This window comes from Mycobacterium colombiense CECT 3035 (assembly GCF_002105755.1).
Taxonomy (GTDB): domain Bacteria; phylum Actinomycetota; class Actinomycetes; order Mycobacteriales; family Mycobacteriaceae; genus Mycobacterium; species Mycobacterium colombiense.
The window spans coordinates 3,297,795-3,311,166 of the sequence record NZ_CP020821.1; the positions used below are offsets into that span (position 1 = coordinate 3,297,795).

General features: G+C 66.0%; 13 protein-coding genes. 2 read left to right on the forward strand and 11 right to left on the reverse strand.

Annotation, left to right across the window (positions count from 1 at the left end; all coding sequences use genetic code 11):
• Positions 1 to 2 precede the first annotated feature (2 nt).
• From B9D87_RS15170 to B9D87_RS15200, 7 genes are all read right to left on the reverse strand, one after another.
• Positions 3 to 1,130, reverse strand: coding sequence for a M24 family metallopeptidase (locus B9D87_RS15170; protein WP_007777461.1), 1,128 nt, complete (start codon positions 1,128 to 1,130; stop codon positions 3 to 5).
• Positions 1,120 to 2,364 (reverse strand): M24 family metallopeptidase, encoded by a 1,245-nt coding sequence (locus B9D87_RS15175; protein WP_007777463.1) that lies wholly within the window; start codon positions 2,362 to 2,364, stop codon positions 1,120 to 1,122. The genes B9D87_RS15170 and B9D87_RS15175 overlap by 11 nt, the downstream gene beginning before the upstream one ends.
• Positions 2,364 to 3,425, reverse strand: coding sequence for an amidohydrolase family protein (locus tag B9D87_RS15180; RefSeq protein WP_174320984.1), 1,062 nt, complete (start codon positions 3,423 to 3,425; stop codon positions 2,364 to 2,366). The genes B9D87_RS15175 and B9D87_RS15180 overlap by 1 nt, the downstream gene beginning before the upstream one ends.
• Before the next feature lie 153 nt (positions 3,426 to 3,578).
• Positions 3,579 to 4,823 carry a cytochrome P450 gene (locus B9D87_RS15185; RefSeq protein WP_040632020.1) on the reverse strand — a complete coding sequence of 415 codons (1,245 nt, stop codon included), beginning with the start codon at positions 4,821 to 4,823 and terminating at the stop codon, positions 3,579 to 3,581.
• A 1-nt stretch (position 4,824) separates the two neighbouring features.
• A complete protein-coding gene (locus tag B9D87_RS15190; RefSeq protein ID WP_007777468.1) occupies positions 4,825 to 5,019 on the reverse strand; it encodes a ferredoxin in 195 nt (64 codons plus the stop codon).
• 10 nt (positions 5,020 to 5,029) lie between these two features.
• Entirely contained in the window at positions 5,030 to 5,695 is a 666-nt protein-coding gene (locus tag B9D87_RS15195; protein WP_007777470.1) for a TetR/AcrR family transcriptional regulator, read from the reverse strand.
• A 144-nt stretch (positions 5,696 to 5,839) separates the two neighbouring features.
• On the reverse strand, positions 5,840 to 6,646 hold the full coding sequence (locus B9D87_RS15200) for an SDR family NAD(P)-dependent oxidoreductase (protein ID WP_007777473.1): 807 nt from the start codon (positions 6,644 to 6,646) through the stop codon (positions 5,840 to 5,842).
• A gap of 158 nt (positions 6,647 to 6,804) precedes the next feature.
• On the opposite strand from B9D87_RS15200, the gene B9D87_RS15205 reads away from it, so the two are divergent.
• Complete coding sequence (locus B9D87_RS15205; RefSeq protein ID WP_040632100.1) at positions 6,805 to 7,572, forward strand: SDR family oxidoreductase; 768 nt, start codon at positions 6,805 to 6,807, stop codon at positions 7,570 to 7,572.
• Positions 7,573 to 7,844: 272 nt separating this feature from the next.
• On the forward strand, positions 7,845 to 9,401 hold the full coding sequence (locus tag B9D87_RS15210; RefSeq protein ID WP_085977895.1) for a multicopper oxidase family protein: 1,557 nt from the start codon (positions 7,845 to 7,847) through the stop codon (positions 9,399 to 9,401).
• Positions 9,402 to 9,404: 3 nt separating this feature from the next.
• Here the strand turns inward: B9D87_RS15210 and B9D87_RS15215 are convergent, their stop codons facing one another.
• The 4 genes from B9D87_RS15215 to B9D87_RS15230 are packed head-to-tail and all read right to left on the reverse strand — an operon-like array spanning position 9,405 to position 13,370.
• A complete protein-coding gene (locus tag B9D87_RS15215) occupies positions 9,405 to 10,226 on the reverse strand; it encodes an alpha/beta fold hydrolase (protein WP_007777481.1) in 822 nt (273 codons plus the stop codon).
• On the reverse strand, positions 10,226 to 11,215 hold the full coding sequence (locus tag B9D87_RS15220; RefSeq protein ID WP_007777483.1) for a cyclase family protein: 990 nt from the start codon (positions 11,213 to 11,215) through the stop codon (positions 10,226 to 10,228). The genes B9D87_RS15215 and B9D87_RS15220 overlap by 1 nt, the downstream gene beginning before the upstream one ends.
• Positions 11,203 to 12,027 (reverse strand): coniferyl-alcohol dehydrogenase, encoded by an 825-nt coding sequence (locus B9D87_RS15225; RefSeq protein ID WP_007777485.1) that lies wholly within the window; start codon positions 12,025 to 12,027, stop codon positions 11,203 to 11,205. Before B9D87_RS15225 ends, B9D87_RS15220 begins: the two co-directional genes overlap by 13 nt.
• Positions 12,028 to 12,068: 41 nt before the next feature.
• Positions 12,069 to 13,370 carry an LLM class flavin-dependent oxidoreductase gene (locus tag B9D87_RS15230; protein ID WP_007777487.1) on the reverse strand — a complete coding sequence of 434 codons (1,302 nt, stop codon included), beginning with the start codon at positions 13,368 to 13,370 and terminating at the stop codon, positions 12,069 to 12,071.
• Positions 13,371 to 13,372: the final 2 nt, after the last annotated feature.

Below are 13,372 nucleotides of genomic sequence, written 5' to 3' on the forward strand. Positions count from 1 at the left end.
GGCTAGGGCTGCCAGAACGGGCTCGCGGTGAGCACTTCGGGACCGTCCGCGGTGATCAGTACCGCTTCTCGCCCGAATACCGCGCCGATGCCCTCTTCCCACACGTAGCCCGTGACCGCCAGCACCATCCCTTGCTCCAGACGTTCGTCGGCAGCGGTGGCGGGCAGGTGCTTGGAAACGACGGGTGGGTCGAACCCCATGCCCAGGCCGCGGGCCACCGGCATCGGCGGCTCGGGCTCGCCCGCGGCCCGATAGGCGGCGAGCAGCTCGCTCGCGCCGGCGCCGGGCCGACATGCGTCGATCAGGTTGTCCCACAGGCGTTCCCAGCGGCCGTGCAGGGCTTCGGCGCCGCCAGGCGTGTGCCGGTTATCGGCGGGCCAGGTCCGGCCGACCTCGCCGACGTAGCCTCCCGCCAGCACTCCGGCGGAGAACGCGACCAGGTCCCCTTCTTGGATACGACCATCGCCGTGGGCACGCCGCCATGGATGCTTGCGCGACGTCACCCACGCGACATCCTGATTCGACGGTGTGCTCACCCCGCCGGCCGCGGAGGCCTCCAACAAGACGCCGGCCAGCGCCTGTTCGGTGACGCCCGGGCGCAACTCGGAGACCGCGGCCGCCAGCGCCGACTCGGCGACAGCGACGGACTCGCGTAGCGCGGCGATCTCCTCGTCCGTCTTGATGCGGCGCGCGGCCCGCATCGCGAGCTCGCCGTCGACCAGCTGGGCGTTCGGAAACGCAGTGGGCAGGAGCTGGGCGAAAACCGGTGAGAGGGCGTCGGTTCCGACGCGGCGCGCGGTTGCCGCACCGTCGATGCGCTGCAGGGCGGACATCGTGTTCATCGGGTTCCACGAGATGCCGTAGAGGTTCTCGTGCGGGATGTCCTCGGGAACGCCCTCGTCCCAGGTGCTGAGAAGGTGTACGGCGCCAGTCTCGCGCACCAGCACGCAGGTCGGGCCGAACGGCCGGGTGCCGGCGACCCACAGCTGGGGCGCCCCCGTCACGTAACGGACGTTGGCCTGCCGGCCGAGGACCAGGACGTCGAGATCGTGCGCCGCCATCTGCTCCAGCGCCCGTTGCCTGCGGCCCGACCGGAGCGTGCGCTCGTCGGGCAGAACCTCAGTTGCCATAGGGGTCATAGGGGTAGTCGGTCAAACGAATCCAGCCTTCCTCGGTGATCACCAGGACCTCTTCGCTGCGGTAGCCGCCGGTGCCGTCCTCCCACACCACGGGTTCCAGCACCAGCACCATTCCGGATCGCAGGACAAAATTCTCGTCGAAGTCCTGGCCGAGATCGGTTCCGATCATGGGCATTTCGGCGGCGTTGACGCCGATGCCGTGGCCCAGGTAAAAGTGCGGCAGCCACGGTTTGGTGCCGCCGTTGGCTTTGATCGCGGCCCGGCCCAGGTCCGCTGCCGTGGCACCGGCCTTCGCAACACCGAGCACCGCGCTCATGATCTCGAACCACTTGTCGAACTGGGCCTGCTGGCGCGGCGACGGATCCCGGCCGACGATCCAGGTGCGGCCGAAGTCGGAGCAGTAGCCCTGATAGGTGATGCTGACGTCGGTCCACAGCACATCACCTTCGGCCAGCTCGCGTTCGGTGGTCAGCAGCGGCAGCGCCAAATCGCCGTGCGTGGTCCAGACTCCCTCCGCCTTGCTCGGCGGCATCACCTGCCAGATCGGCTCCAGCATGCTGGCCGTGGCGCCCAGCTCGAAAGCGCGGCGCAGAAACCTTGCCGACAAATCGATCTGGCGGATGCCGGGGGCCAGGCTCTTCTGGACCTCCACCATCGCTTCGTCCGTGATCCGGATGGCCGTACGCATGCATGACAATTCGTCCGGCGTTTTCACCGACTTCGCGGCGCTGACGATGGCCGCGGCGTCAACGGGTGCGCCGCCCGGGAACAGGAGCTTCGCCGCACGCGACATGGCGCCGGTGAGCTCGTCGACGGCGAGTACCGCCCTGGCCGGAACGAGGTCGGCCAGCTGGCGCGCGAATTGCTCTACCCCCTCGTCGAATTCGAGGTAGACCGGCCCGTGCAGGTGGTCGACGGGCAAGTCGGACTCCTGCGAGGCCCCCTCGCGGAAGGGCAGGAACAGGTGTGGCCATTCGTCGTCGGCGAGCACCACGGCCACCGGCCGTTCGACGTAGGACAATCCGGCGTCACCGAGCGGCCAGCTTGCACCGGTGGCATAGCCCACCGCGTTGTTGCCCAGCAGGATCATCGCGTCGACCCCGCGCTCGGCCATCGCCGAACGCAGCCGGGCCCCCGTCTCGCGGCGCAGACGAGCCAGGTCGGCCGTTTCCGGGATCACCAGTCCGTTGCCGGTGTTGGTCTCCAGTTGCGCGAACGTGGTCACTACAAGCCCAGGAACTTAGTGACGTTGTCGCTGACGATCTTCACCGCGTTGTCCGGGCCTACCGCATCCACAACGGATTTCAGCGATTTCTCGGAATAGCCATAGGTGCTTTCGTTGTGCGGGTAGTCGCTGGACCACATCACCTTGTCCACCCCGATCTGGTCGATCAGCTGCAGGCCGAGGGGGTCGACCATGAACGACGCGCTCATGTGGGTGTCCCAGTAGTAGCGCGGCTCGTGCTCGAGGGTCCGGTTGAACATGTGCTGGTACGACCCCATCAGGTGGTCAGCATCCTGCAAAGCCCAAGGTACCCAGGCGATCCCACCTTCGAACCAGCCGATTCTCAGCCCGGGATGATCATCGAGGATTCCGGTGAAGAGGTACTTGGCGAACTGCTCGCGGAAGCCGTCGATGTTGATCATCATGCCCACCACGACGCTGTTGAACTGGCAAGGGGTTTTCGGCGGGGTCTCACCGATGTGGTGGGTCACGGGAAGGCCCGCGGCCTCGATCTCGTCCCAGACCGGTTTCATCGAGGTGCTGCCGTAGTCGATGATGTTGCCGTCGTCATCCTTGCCCGGGTTCAGGGGCAGCAGAAACGTCTTGAGGCCCAACGACTTCAGCTCTTCCAAAGTCTTCCTGGTGCCCTGTGGGTCCCACCAGTTGATCAGGCCCGCCCCGTAGAAGCGGCCGTTCGAGCGCTCCTGCAGTTCGGCGATGTATTCGTTGTAGATGCGGAAGGTGAGCTCGCGAAGCTTCTTGTCCGGGTAGTGGAACAGCGCCAAGACCGCGTTGGGGAACGCCAGTTCCTTCTCGACGCCGTCGTCATGCAACTCCTGAATCCGGGCCTCGATGTTGGTGCTCGCGGCGCCGGGCAGGTCGTCATACTGCATCAGCACCGCGCTGAAGTCGCCCGGCAGGAACGATTGCCCCTTGCGACCGACCTGGTAGGCCCCGTCCTCGTACCAGATCCGCGGCGCCTTGTCCTTCAGGTCATCCGGAAAGCGTTGGTAGAAGATGTCATCCGCCAGCGAGATGTGGTTGTCCGCCGAGAAGACCACCGTCCCCTGGGGCAGACCGACGTCGCTGCCCGCGGCGTGGCCACGGCGATCCTTCGGAGCGCCATAACCTCCGGGCGGGTAGAGCGTGCTTGTTTGAGTCGTCATCGTTGACCCTCCATTCGGATCCGCAGTTTTGATGAGTAGCGGGCTGGGCTACCAGGTCACCGGCAGTTCGTAGACGCCGTAGGCGAGTCGGTCATCCTTGAACGGAACCTCCTCGATCGGAATGGCAAGTTGCAGTGTGGGAATGCGCCGGGCCAGCGTGTGGAAGACGATCTGCAGCTCAGCGCGGGCCAGCTGCTGCCCCACGCACTGGTGCCGGCCGTAGCCGAAGGCGACGTTGCGGTCGGCGCCGGACCGATGCAGGTATAGACGGTCCGGTTCGGCGAACGCGTCCGCATCCCAGTTGGCCGGGGCCAGATCGATGATGATGCCCTCGCCGGCACGAATCGTCTCGCCGGCGATGTGGATGTCTTCGAGCGCGATGCGGCGCTGGCCGTTCTGAATGATGCTGAGGTAGCGCAGGAGTTCTTCTACCGCGCTGGCGATCACCTTCGGATCTTCGGCGTCGCGGATCACCGCCAGCTGGTCGGGGTTTTCCAGCAGGGCGAGCACGCCGAGCCCGATCATGTTGGAGGTGGTCTCGTGCCCGGCGATCAGCAGGCCGGTGCCCAGCTGCGCGGCCTCCTTCACGCTGAGCTCGCCGGCCTTCACCCGCTCGGCGAGGTCGGACACCGCGTCCTCGGCCGGATTCTCCATCTTGGCTTCGACCAGTTGGGCGAGGTACTTGTTCAGGCTCATCGCGCCTTTGACGGTGTCCTCACCGGTGGCGTAACGCGCGAGTCCGACGTTGGCGTGGTGCTGAAACATGTCGGCGTCTTCGTACGGAACGCCCAGCAGCTGGCTGATCACCAGCGAGGGCACCGGCAGCGCCAGCGCGGTGACGATGTCGGCGGGCTGCGGCCCGGCGAGGATCGCATCGATGTGCTCGTCGGTGATCCGCTGGATGGTCGGGCGCAGGTTCTCGACTCGCTTGAACGTGAAGGGCTTCGACAGCATGCGCCGGAACCGGGTGTGCTCCTCACCGTCGGCGGTGAAGACCGACCGTGGGCGCTTGTGCACCGTGGACAGCATGCCTTCGTTCCAGTGCGGGAATCCGGGTTGGCGGTCGTCGACGCTGACCCGCGAATCCGAAAACAGCTCGCGCACTTGCTCGTAGCCGGTAATGAGCCACGGCGTGCTGCCGTCCCAGATCCGCACTCGGGACATCGGCCTGGCCGCGGCCAGCGCCATCACGTCCGGTGGCGGCGCGAACGGGCAGCGCGGCTCCCTGGCCATCGGGTAGTCCGGGATATCGGAGGTCTGCGCTGTCGCGGTGCTCGTCAATGTGTCTGACATGTCATTCCTCGATGTGGATGGCAAGCGCGGGGCAGGCCGCCGCCGCCCGCCGAGCCCCTTCGGCCTGTTCGGGCGTCGGATTGGGATTGAGTAGGACGACGACGCCGTCGTCGTCGCGCTGGTCGAACACTTCGGGCGCATTCATCACGCAGTTCCCGGAGGAAGCGCAAACGTCTTGGTCGACAGTCACTTTCATCTGCGAGTCCTTACTCGTACGCCGTCACGGGCGCCAGCCACAGGCCCACGATCGCGTCGATGAGCCCGGATGCCGCGGCCCGCCAGGACCGATGAGACGTCAGCGCCCCCGCGGCTAGCGCGCGTTCACGGTCGGCGCAGGTGTGCATCAACAGGTTTCGCGCCATGATGTTGCGTTCGAAGTGCACCTCGGCCGGCAGTTCGGGCAGGCAGCGGTTGATGCCCTCGACGACCTGGACCAGCGACGGGGAGCTGAGCGCGCCCTTGACGATGATGTTGTAGTAGGCCGGGTCGGTCATCGCCTGGGCCGCGAAACGCGCGTACCAGGTCGGGTTTCCGAGTTCGTCCAGGTGATCGGTGAGCGGGCGCACCAAACACGCCACCCAGTTACGCATTTCGGTCGAACCGCCCGTGTCGATCAGTTCGGTCACCATCCGTTCGCGAAGCTGCTCGACGGGGCCGCGGTGCTTCTGCTCGATCGCCCGCACCAGGTCGGCCTTGGTGCCGAAGTGATAGCCGACGGCCGCGTTGTTGCCCTGGCCGGCGGCCTCGCTGACCTGCCGGTTGGATACCGCGAACATGCCGTGCTCGGCGTACAGGCGCTCGGCCGCCACCAGGATCGCCTCTTGGGTGGAACTTGCCCGCTCGGTGCGAACGGTCCGGCCGACGGTGGTCATTGGATCAGTCAACCTCGTTCATCAGTTTAAGTCAAGCGATTGATTTAATTGACGTATCGCCGCGGGCTCGTCGCCGAACGTGACCGCATCGTCACGCTGGAACCCGAACGTGACCGCACCGTCACGCTCGGGCTTTAGGCGACGTCAGCCCCGTTTCCTGGGTCGGATCGGCTTGCCCGCCACGGTCCCACCGTCGACCGGAAGCACCGTCCCGGTGACGTAGCGCGAGCGGTCGGTGGCGAAATACAGCGCCGCCTCGGCGACGTCATCAGGGGTGCCGTCGCGCTTCAGCGGACGGTCGTCCCGCATGCCCTGGCGGATACGTGCCTCGAATTCCTTCAGCTGTTCTGGGTCCATGCCGGCCGCGGACTTCCCCAAGATCGGGGTGGGGATGCTGCCCGGCGCGATGGCGTTGACCCGAATCTCGTGATACGCGAGCTCAATTGCCGCGGACTTGGTGAATTGGATAACCGCCGCTTTGGACGCGCGGTAGATCATCACGCCCCCGCCGGCCTGGATGCCGCCGATCGAGGTGATGTTGATGATCGACCCGCCGCCGTGGTCGGCCATGTGCCGCGCGGCATCCCGGGTGCCCGCCATCACGCCCAGCACGTTGACCCCCATAACCCGGTGAAAATCGGCGAGGTCGTCGTCGAGCAGCTTGCGCAGCGGGCTGGAGATCCCGGCGTTGTTCACCATGACGTGCAGGCCGCCGAACGTCTCGGCCGCACCGGACACCAGCGCGCCCACCTGTTCGGGATCGGAGACGTCGGTCTGCCGGAAGACGGCGTTGACACCGAGCGAGCGTGCCAGCGCCTCGCCCCGCTCGGTCTCGACGTCGGCGATGACGACTCGCGCACCCTCGGCCACAAACCGCTCCGCGAGGCCGCGGCCGATGCCGGACGCCGCGCCGGTGACGACGGCGACCTTGCCGTCCAATTCGTTAACCACACGACGAGTTAATCGGCGGGTGGCGCGTTAAGTCAAGCAACTGATTTAACGAGTCCGGACATTGGTGTCCGGCACATGCGCCGCCCAGAGTTCCGGCTCGACGGAGCCTGGGCCATGCTGGTGTGGCCAGTTCGTCGGGAAACGTGAAAGGCATGATCATGAAGGTGTTGGTAATCGGTGGCAGCGGGCTGATCGGGTCTCAGGTCGTCGCCAGACTCACCGAGCTGGGACACGATGCGGTGCCGGCGTCGCCGCGCACGGGGGTCAACGCCGTGACCGGTGAAGGTGTCGCCGATGCCGTCGCGGGAGTCCACACGGTCGTGGACGTGTCCAACTCACCGTCCTGGGCCGACGACGATGTTCTGAACTTCTTCACCACGTCTACCCGCAATCTGCTGGATGCCGAGCGTACCGCGGGCGTGCAGCATCACGTCGCGCTGTCGATCGTGGGCGCCGACCGGGCTGCCGAGAGCGGCTATATGCGGGCCAAGGTGGCGCAGGAAAAAGTGATCGTGGAATCGGGGCAGCCCTATTCGATCGTGCGGGCAACGCAGTTCTTCGAATTCGTTGACGGCATTGCTGATTCGTTGACCGACGGCGACACCGTTCGCGCCCCGCACGGGGCATTCCAGCCGATTGCCGCCGCGGACGTTGCCCTGGCGGTCACCCGTGCGGCGACGGCCGATCCGGTCAACGCGGTGATCAATATCGCCGGTCCCGAAAAGCATGGGATGGACGATTTCATCCGCACGCGGTTTGCGGCCACTGGCGATGCCCGCACGGTGGTGACGGATAACGATGCCCGTTATTACGGCGCGGTTCTCGACGACCGCAGCATCGTTCCCACCGACGACGAAGACGTGACCGTCTACCCCACCAGCTTCAGCGACTGGATGGCTGCGCAGGCAGCGAGCGGCGGCCAGTAGGGAAAGAAGGGCCGCGAATAGCGGCATCGAGTAACACTCGCCGCCCCCAGATCCGTTTACGCGGAATCACATTGAAGTGATTGCGTATCGTCATCGCGCCTGCGGGTATGCCTTCGCGCGATGATCGAAAGGTCTAGCGCTCGCGGTTGCGCTGCGCCTAGCATCCAAGCACGAGAACGTTGGGGCGAACCGAAGACGAGGAGCACCGATTACCCGTGCAACCCACAAGTGGCGTCCCCTTCGACAAACGTCGGCTCACCCGGCGCGGTTTCATGGCCGCGGGCATCGCGGGCGGGTTCGCGCTGACGGCGTGCAGCCAATCCAAACCGGAGCCGACGGGCAACGCCCGGTTGGCCGCCGCCATCGCCGAAACCGAGGCCGCCCGGCCACATAGCGGCCGTACCGTCACCGCCCAGCTCACCCCCCAGGTGGTCGAGGTCGACCTGGGCGGGCCGGTCGTGCGCACACTGGCCTACGGCAACAGCATCCCGGGCCCGGTGATCCGCGCCCGCATCGGTGACGAGGTCGAGGTGACCGTGTCGAACCGGCTCGATCATCCGACGTCGGTGCATTGGCACGGCATCGCCCTGCGTAACGACATGGACGGCGCCGAGCCGGCGACACCCAACATCGCGGCCGGACACGACTTCACCTACCGGTTCTCCGTGCCGAATTCGGGTACCTACTGGGCGCACCCGCACACCGGCCTGGACGAGGACACCGGCCTGTATCTGCCGGTCATCGTCGACGACCCGACCGAGGCCAATTACGACGCCGAATGGATCGTGGTCCTTGACGATTGGACCGATGGCGTCGGGAAGAGCCCGCAGCAGCTCTATGGCGAACTGAGCAACCCGAACAAGCAGAACGCGCCCGGAACGACGACCTCGACCACTTCGACAACGACCGAGACATCGCCCACCACGACGTCCGAAACGACGACCGAGACGACGTCGACCAGCCCGACCACCTCGACTAGCCCGGCACCGGCGCCCGCCGCGGCGGGCGTCGGCACCAGTGACCTGCTCGGTGGTGACGCAGGTGATATCGCCTACCCGTACTATCTGATCAACGGGCGAATTCCCAGTTCCCCCATGACGTTTAACGCCAAGCCCGGTCAACGCGTCCGTATCCGCTTCATCAACACCGCGTCCGACACCACCTTCCGGGTGGCACTGGCCGGCCATGCGATGACGGTGACTCACACCGACGGCTACCCCGTGGTCCCTGCGCAGGTGGACGCGCTGCTCATCGGGATGGCCGAACGCTACGACGTCACCGTGACCGCCGCGGACGGTGTGTTCCCATTGGTCGCGGTCGCCGAAGGCAAGAACGCCCTGGCCCGCGCGTTGCTCTCCACCGCTTCGGGCAGCGCCCCCGACCCGCAGTTCCAGCCGGGCGAACTGACCAAGCGGGTGGGCACCGTCGAGATGTTCACGGCCACAACGCCGGTCAACCTGGGGCGGCCCGACCCCGGCCTCAACCTCCCCGTGGTCCTGGGCGGGAACATGATGCAGTACAACTGGACGATCAACGGGCAGCCCTACGGCAAGACGAATCCGCTGCATGTCCAGGAAGGGCAACGTCTGACCATTTCGTTCGACAACGCCACGATGATGTATCACCCGATTCACCTGCACGGCCATACGTTCCAGGTGATCAGGGCCGACGGCAGCCCCGGCGCCCGCAAGGACACCGTGATGGTGCTGCCCAAGCAGAAGTTGGGCGCCGTGCTGGTTGCCGACAATCCCGGCACCTGGGTGATGCACTGCCACAACACCTATCACCAGGTGGCCGGGATGATGACCCGCCTGGATTACGTCTTCTGACCGTCAGCGTGCGCCCAGAAAATCCACCAGCAACTCGTTGACCACCGAGGACTGCTCGATCTGCGGGCAATGTCCGGCGTCGTCGACCACAACCGAGCGGGCACCGTCGATCTGCTTGGCGATCTCGGCGGCCCACCCGGCCGGAAGGAGCTTGTCCCCGGCCCCTTCGACGACAAGCGTTGGCACGCCGATGCGTTCGTAGGCCCGAGCGGTAGACGGGGTTGCGGACGGCGTGGCGCCGGGGCGGCGGAACCTGGCCGCGGCGATGGCTTCCCATGCCCCCGGCGCCGTGCTCGACTCGTAGCGGCGGCGCACGTAGTCGTAGTCGGCGGGATAGCCGGAGTCGAAGAACAGCGCTTCGACGATGCGGCGCATCGCGGGCAGCGTCGCGTCGTAGTTCTGCAGCGCCTCGAAGTGCTCGTTCTGCTGGATCTCGCCGCCGCCGCAGATGATCGCGAGGCTGCGCACCGGGAGCAGCGGTGTGTCCGACGTGGCGTCGGTGAGCAGGTTGATGGCGCCCATCGAATTGCCGACGAAGTGCGCCGAGTCGACGCCGAGCAGTTCGCAGAACCGGGCCACATGCCGGATCCGCATGCCGCGGCCGTCGACGAAGTCGATGACCTTGGCCGATTCCCCGAACCCCAGCTGGTCCGGTGCCAGGACTCGATACCGGCCGGCGAGCGCGGCGATGTTGCGCTCCCAGCCGAGTTCGGCGCCGGCGCCGAACTCACCCCCGTGCAGCAATACCACCGGGTCGCCGTCGCCGGCTTCCAGATAGCTGGTGGCCAGGCCGTCGACCGACAGCGTTTTGCGATGAACGTCCATCACTTGATCGCAATCGGATTCACCGGAGAGCCCACGGCCCCTACGAATCTCAGGGGCGGCGCGATGAGCTGAAACTCGTAGACACCGTCGGCGGCGCAGTCCGCCGCCAGCGCGGTCAGGTCCCAGTATTCGCCGAGCATCAGTCCCATGTCGCGCAGGCACAGCAGATGCAACGGCAGAAACGCGCCCTCGACGTCGGATACCAGGTCCTCGACCTGGAGGTTGTCGGAGGCGACCGCCGCGACCTCATGATCGTGCAGCCACGAGGCGCAGCGCCAGTGCAGACCGGAGAACGGCTCCGTCTTGTTCCCGGTCTGCAGGAATCGGGTCCACCAGCCGGTCCGGATCAGCACGATGTCGCCGCTCTCGATCGTCACGCCCTGCGCGCGAACGACGTCGTCGAGTTCTTCGGGAGTGATCGGATTGCCCTGTTCGAGAAAAACTTCCGCGTTGCGGTGGCGGACGAGGTCCAGCAGCACACCGCGGGATGTGATGCCCTTGACGTCAACCTTGTCGATGCTGCAGTGGTAGGCCCCCATGCTCGTCACGGATCCTGACGGGAAGCCGTTGTAGAGCTTGCCTTCGTAGTAGACGTGCGACAGCGCATCCCACTGGGTGGCCGCCTGGAGCGGCATGATGATCATGTCCTCGTTGAAACGAAACAGGTTGTCGACGAAGTAGTTACCCAACTGCACCGCCGTCGAGTTCTGCGTCCACCCGGGACCATATTGTGGAAGCGAGCTCGCATCCCCGCCATCGACGGTCATCAGAAGCATGGGATTGTGCCGAAAACCGAAGGCGCCCTGCGGGCCCGACGAGCCAAAGTCGACGCCGAGCGGAAAAACCTTGCCTTGCCGGACCAGGCTCGCCGCCTGCGCAATCTTCCGCTCGGTGATGAAGTTCAGTGTGCCCAGCTCGTCGTCGTCCCCCCATCGTCCCCAGTTACAGACGTCACGCGCGACCCGCCGAAAGTCAGTCAAGTCGGCCACGGCGCTCCCTCCTCGAGTTCACGAGCTATCGCGGCGCCCACGTTTCCGCCGTCGACCCACAACACCTGGCCCGAAATATAGCTGGCGGCATTGCTATTCAAGAAGAGCAGCGCCGAGGCCTGCTCGGCGGGGCCGGAGACGCGGCCCAGCGGCTTGGGAATGTCGTCGAGGAAGCCCTGCCCGTATGCCGTGCGCAGCTGGTCCAGGATCGGCGTCTCGGTGACACCCGGCCCGGTGCAGTTGATCCGGATCCCCCGAGCCCCAAGCGGCGTTGCACTGCGCATGGTGTAGAGGATGACCGCTTCCTTGGACAACTGATAGCCATTGCCCAGCGCATCGGGATGTGCTGCGCACCAGTCGATCCCCTCCTGCATCGTCGCGGTGGAAAGCAGCGGCGCCACCTCCCCGAGGTGCTCCCGGTACGCGGCCGCCACGAGTGATGACACGCTCGCGATGGACGACCCCGCGGCCATCTTCGGGATCATCGCCTCGGTAGCGTGGCGCATCCCCAGGAAGTTGATGGTCACGACGAGTGGCGGATCGCCGATGCCGGACGACACGCCCGCGACGTTGAACAGCGCATCGACTTGACCCGTCACCGCGCTGACCGCCGACTCGATCGAGGCTTGGTCGGCCAGGTCGACCTCATGGAACTCGTCCATCGCGAAGTCAGGCCGCCGTTTGTCCAACCCGATGACTTCGGCACCCAGCCCGGTCAGCTGGCGCACCACGTGTTCGCCGATGCCGGAGGCACATCCGGTCACCACCGCACGACGGCCGTCGTAGCGCCACAGCTCGTCGATCTCTCCCAAGGCTCGCCTCGAAATTCTTCCGACTCAGATGCCGTCCGGGACTACTTCTGCTGTTCCTTTGCGCGCTGCGCCGCCTGCACGCGGCCTTCGTTGATCTCCGCCATCGCTTCGGGGATCTCGCTGGCGGTGAACTTACCGCCGCGACCGGTCGGGAGTCCACCAAACGAGTAATCCTCGTCGAATTGCGGCGCGGTCGATTTCGGCCGGCGCGCCTCCACCTTTTCGATGACGGGCTCCAGCCGCTTCGCCTTTTCCGCCACGGCCTTCGCGTCCCGCTCGATGAACTCGGGGAGCACCTCTTTGCCCATCAGCTCGATGGATTCCATGGTGCCCTCGTGGCTGCGCGGGTTAAGCAGCAGGATGATCTCGTCGACGCCGCTCTCCTCGTAGCCGCGCAGGAACTCCCGCACGGTGGCCGGAGAGCCGATGGCACCCCGGCCGGGTCCGTACGCCAGCGTCGGATCCTTCTCCACCTCTTCGAGATAGCGTTTCCAGACCCCGGTGCGCCCGGGCGTGTGCACCCCAGTCATGTAGTAGTGCATGATCCCGAACGAGAAGAAGCCGCCGCCCTGCCCGAGCCGCTGCAGCGCCTGCTCGTCGGTCTTGGCCACCATCATGGACAGGTCGCCGCCGATGGCCAGGATGTTCGGGTTGATCCGGGGAGTGACCGGCACGCCGTTCTCCTCGAACTCCTTGTAGTAGCCGTTGACCCGCTCGGTCAGCGGTCCGGGGCCGGTGTAGGCGAAACTCAGTGCGCCGATGGCCTTTTGCGCGGCCATCTGCACGCTGGCCGGCCGCGTGCACGCGACCCAGACCGGCGGGTGCGGCTTTTGCAGCGGCTTGGGGACGACGTTGCGCGCGGGCATCTGGACGTGCTCGCCGTTGAACCCGGTGAACGGCTCCTCGATCATGCAACGGATCGAGACCTCGAGGGCCTCCTCCCACTGTGCCCGCTTGTCGGCCGGGTCGATGTTGAACCCGCCGAGTTCGCCGACCGACGACGACTCGCCGGTACCGAATTCGACGCGGCCGTTGGAGAGCAGGTCGAGGGTGGCGATGCGCTCCGCCACCCGGGCGGGGTGATTGACCACCGGCGGCAGATGCATGATGCCGAATCCCAGGCGGATGTTCTTGGTGCGCTGGCTGGCCGCGGCCAAAAAGATCTCCGGCGCCGTCGAATGGCAGTACTCCTCGAGGAAGTGGTGCTCGGTCAACCACACCGTGGAGAAGCCGGCCTTGTCGGCGGCCTCGACCTCGTCGAGACAGTCCTGCAGCATGACGTGTTCGTCGTCGGGCGCCCAGGGCCGCGGGAGAGCGAATTCGTAGAACAGTGAGATTTTCATCG

What these genes read in the sequence shown, in the direction of transcription:
- B9D87_RS15195 (WP_007777470.1), bottom strand. Translation starts at nt 5,695, where the DNA reads ATGACCACCGTCGGCCGGACCGTTCGCACCGAGCGGGCAAGTTCCACC.
- B9D87_RS15215 (WP_007777481.1), bottom strand. Translation starts at nt 10,226, where the DNA reads ATGGACGTTCATCGCAAAACGCTGTCGGTCGACGGCCTGGCCACCAGC.
- B9D87_RS15185 (WP_040632020.1), bottom strand. Translation starts at nt 4,823, where the DNA reads ATGTCAGACACATTGACGAGCACCGCGACAGCGCAGACCTCCGATATC.
- B9D87_RS15190 (WP_007777468.1), bottom strand. Translation starts at nt 5,019, where the DNA reads ATGAAAGTGACTGTCGACCAAGACGTTTGCGCTTCCTCCGGGAACTGC.
- B9D87_RS15230 (WP_007777487.1), bottom strand. Translation starts at nt 13,370, where the DNA reads ATGAAAATCTCACTGTTCTACGAATTCGCTCTCCCGCGGCCCTGGGCG.
- B9D87_RS15210 (WP_085977895.1), top strand. Translation starts at nt 7,845, where the DNA reads ATGGCCGCGGGCATCGCGGGCGGGTTCGCGCTGACGGCGTGCAGCCAA.
- B9D87_RS15205 (WP_040632100.1), top strand. Translation starts at nt 6,805, where the DNA reads ATGAAGGTGTTGGTAATCGGTGGCAGCGGGCTGATCGGGTCTCAGGTC.
- B9D87_RS15170 (WP_007777461.1), bottom strand. Translation starts at nt 1,130, where the DNA reads ATGGCAACTGAGGTTCTGCCCGACGAGCGCACGCTCCGGTCGGGCCGC.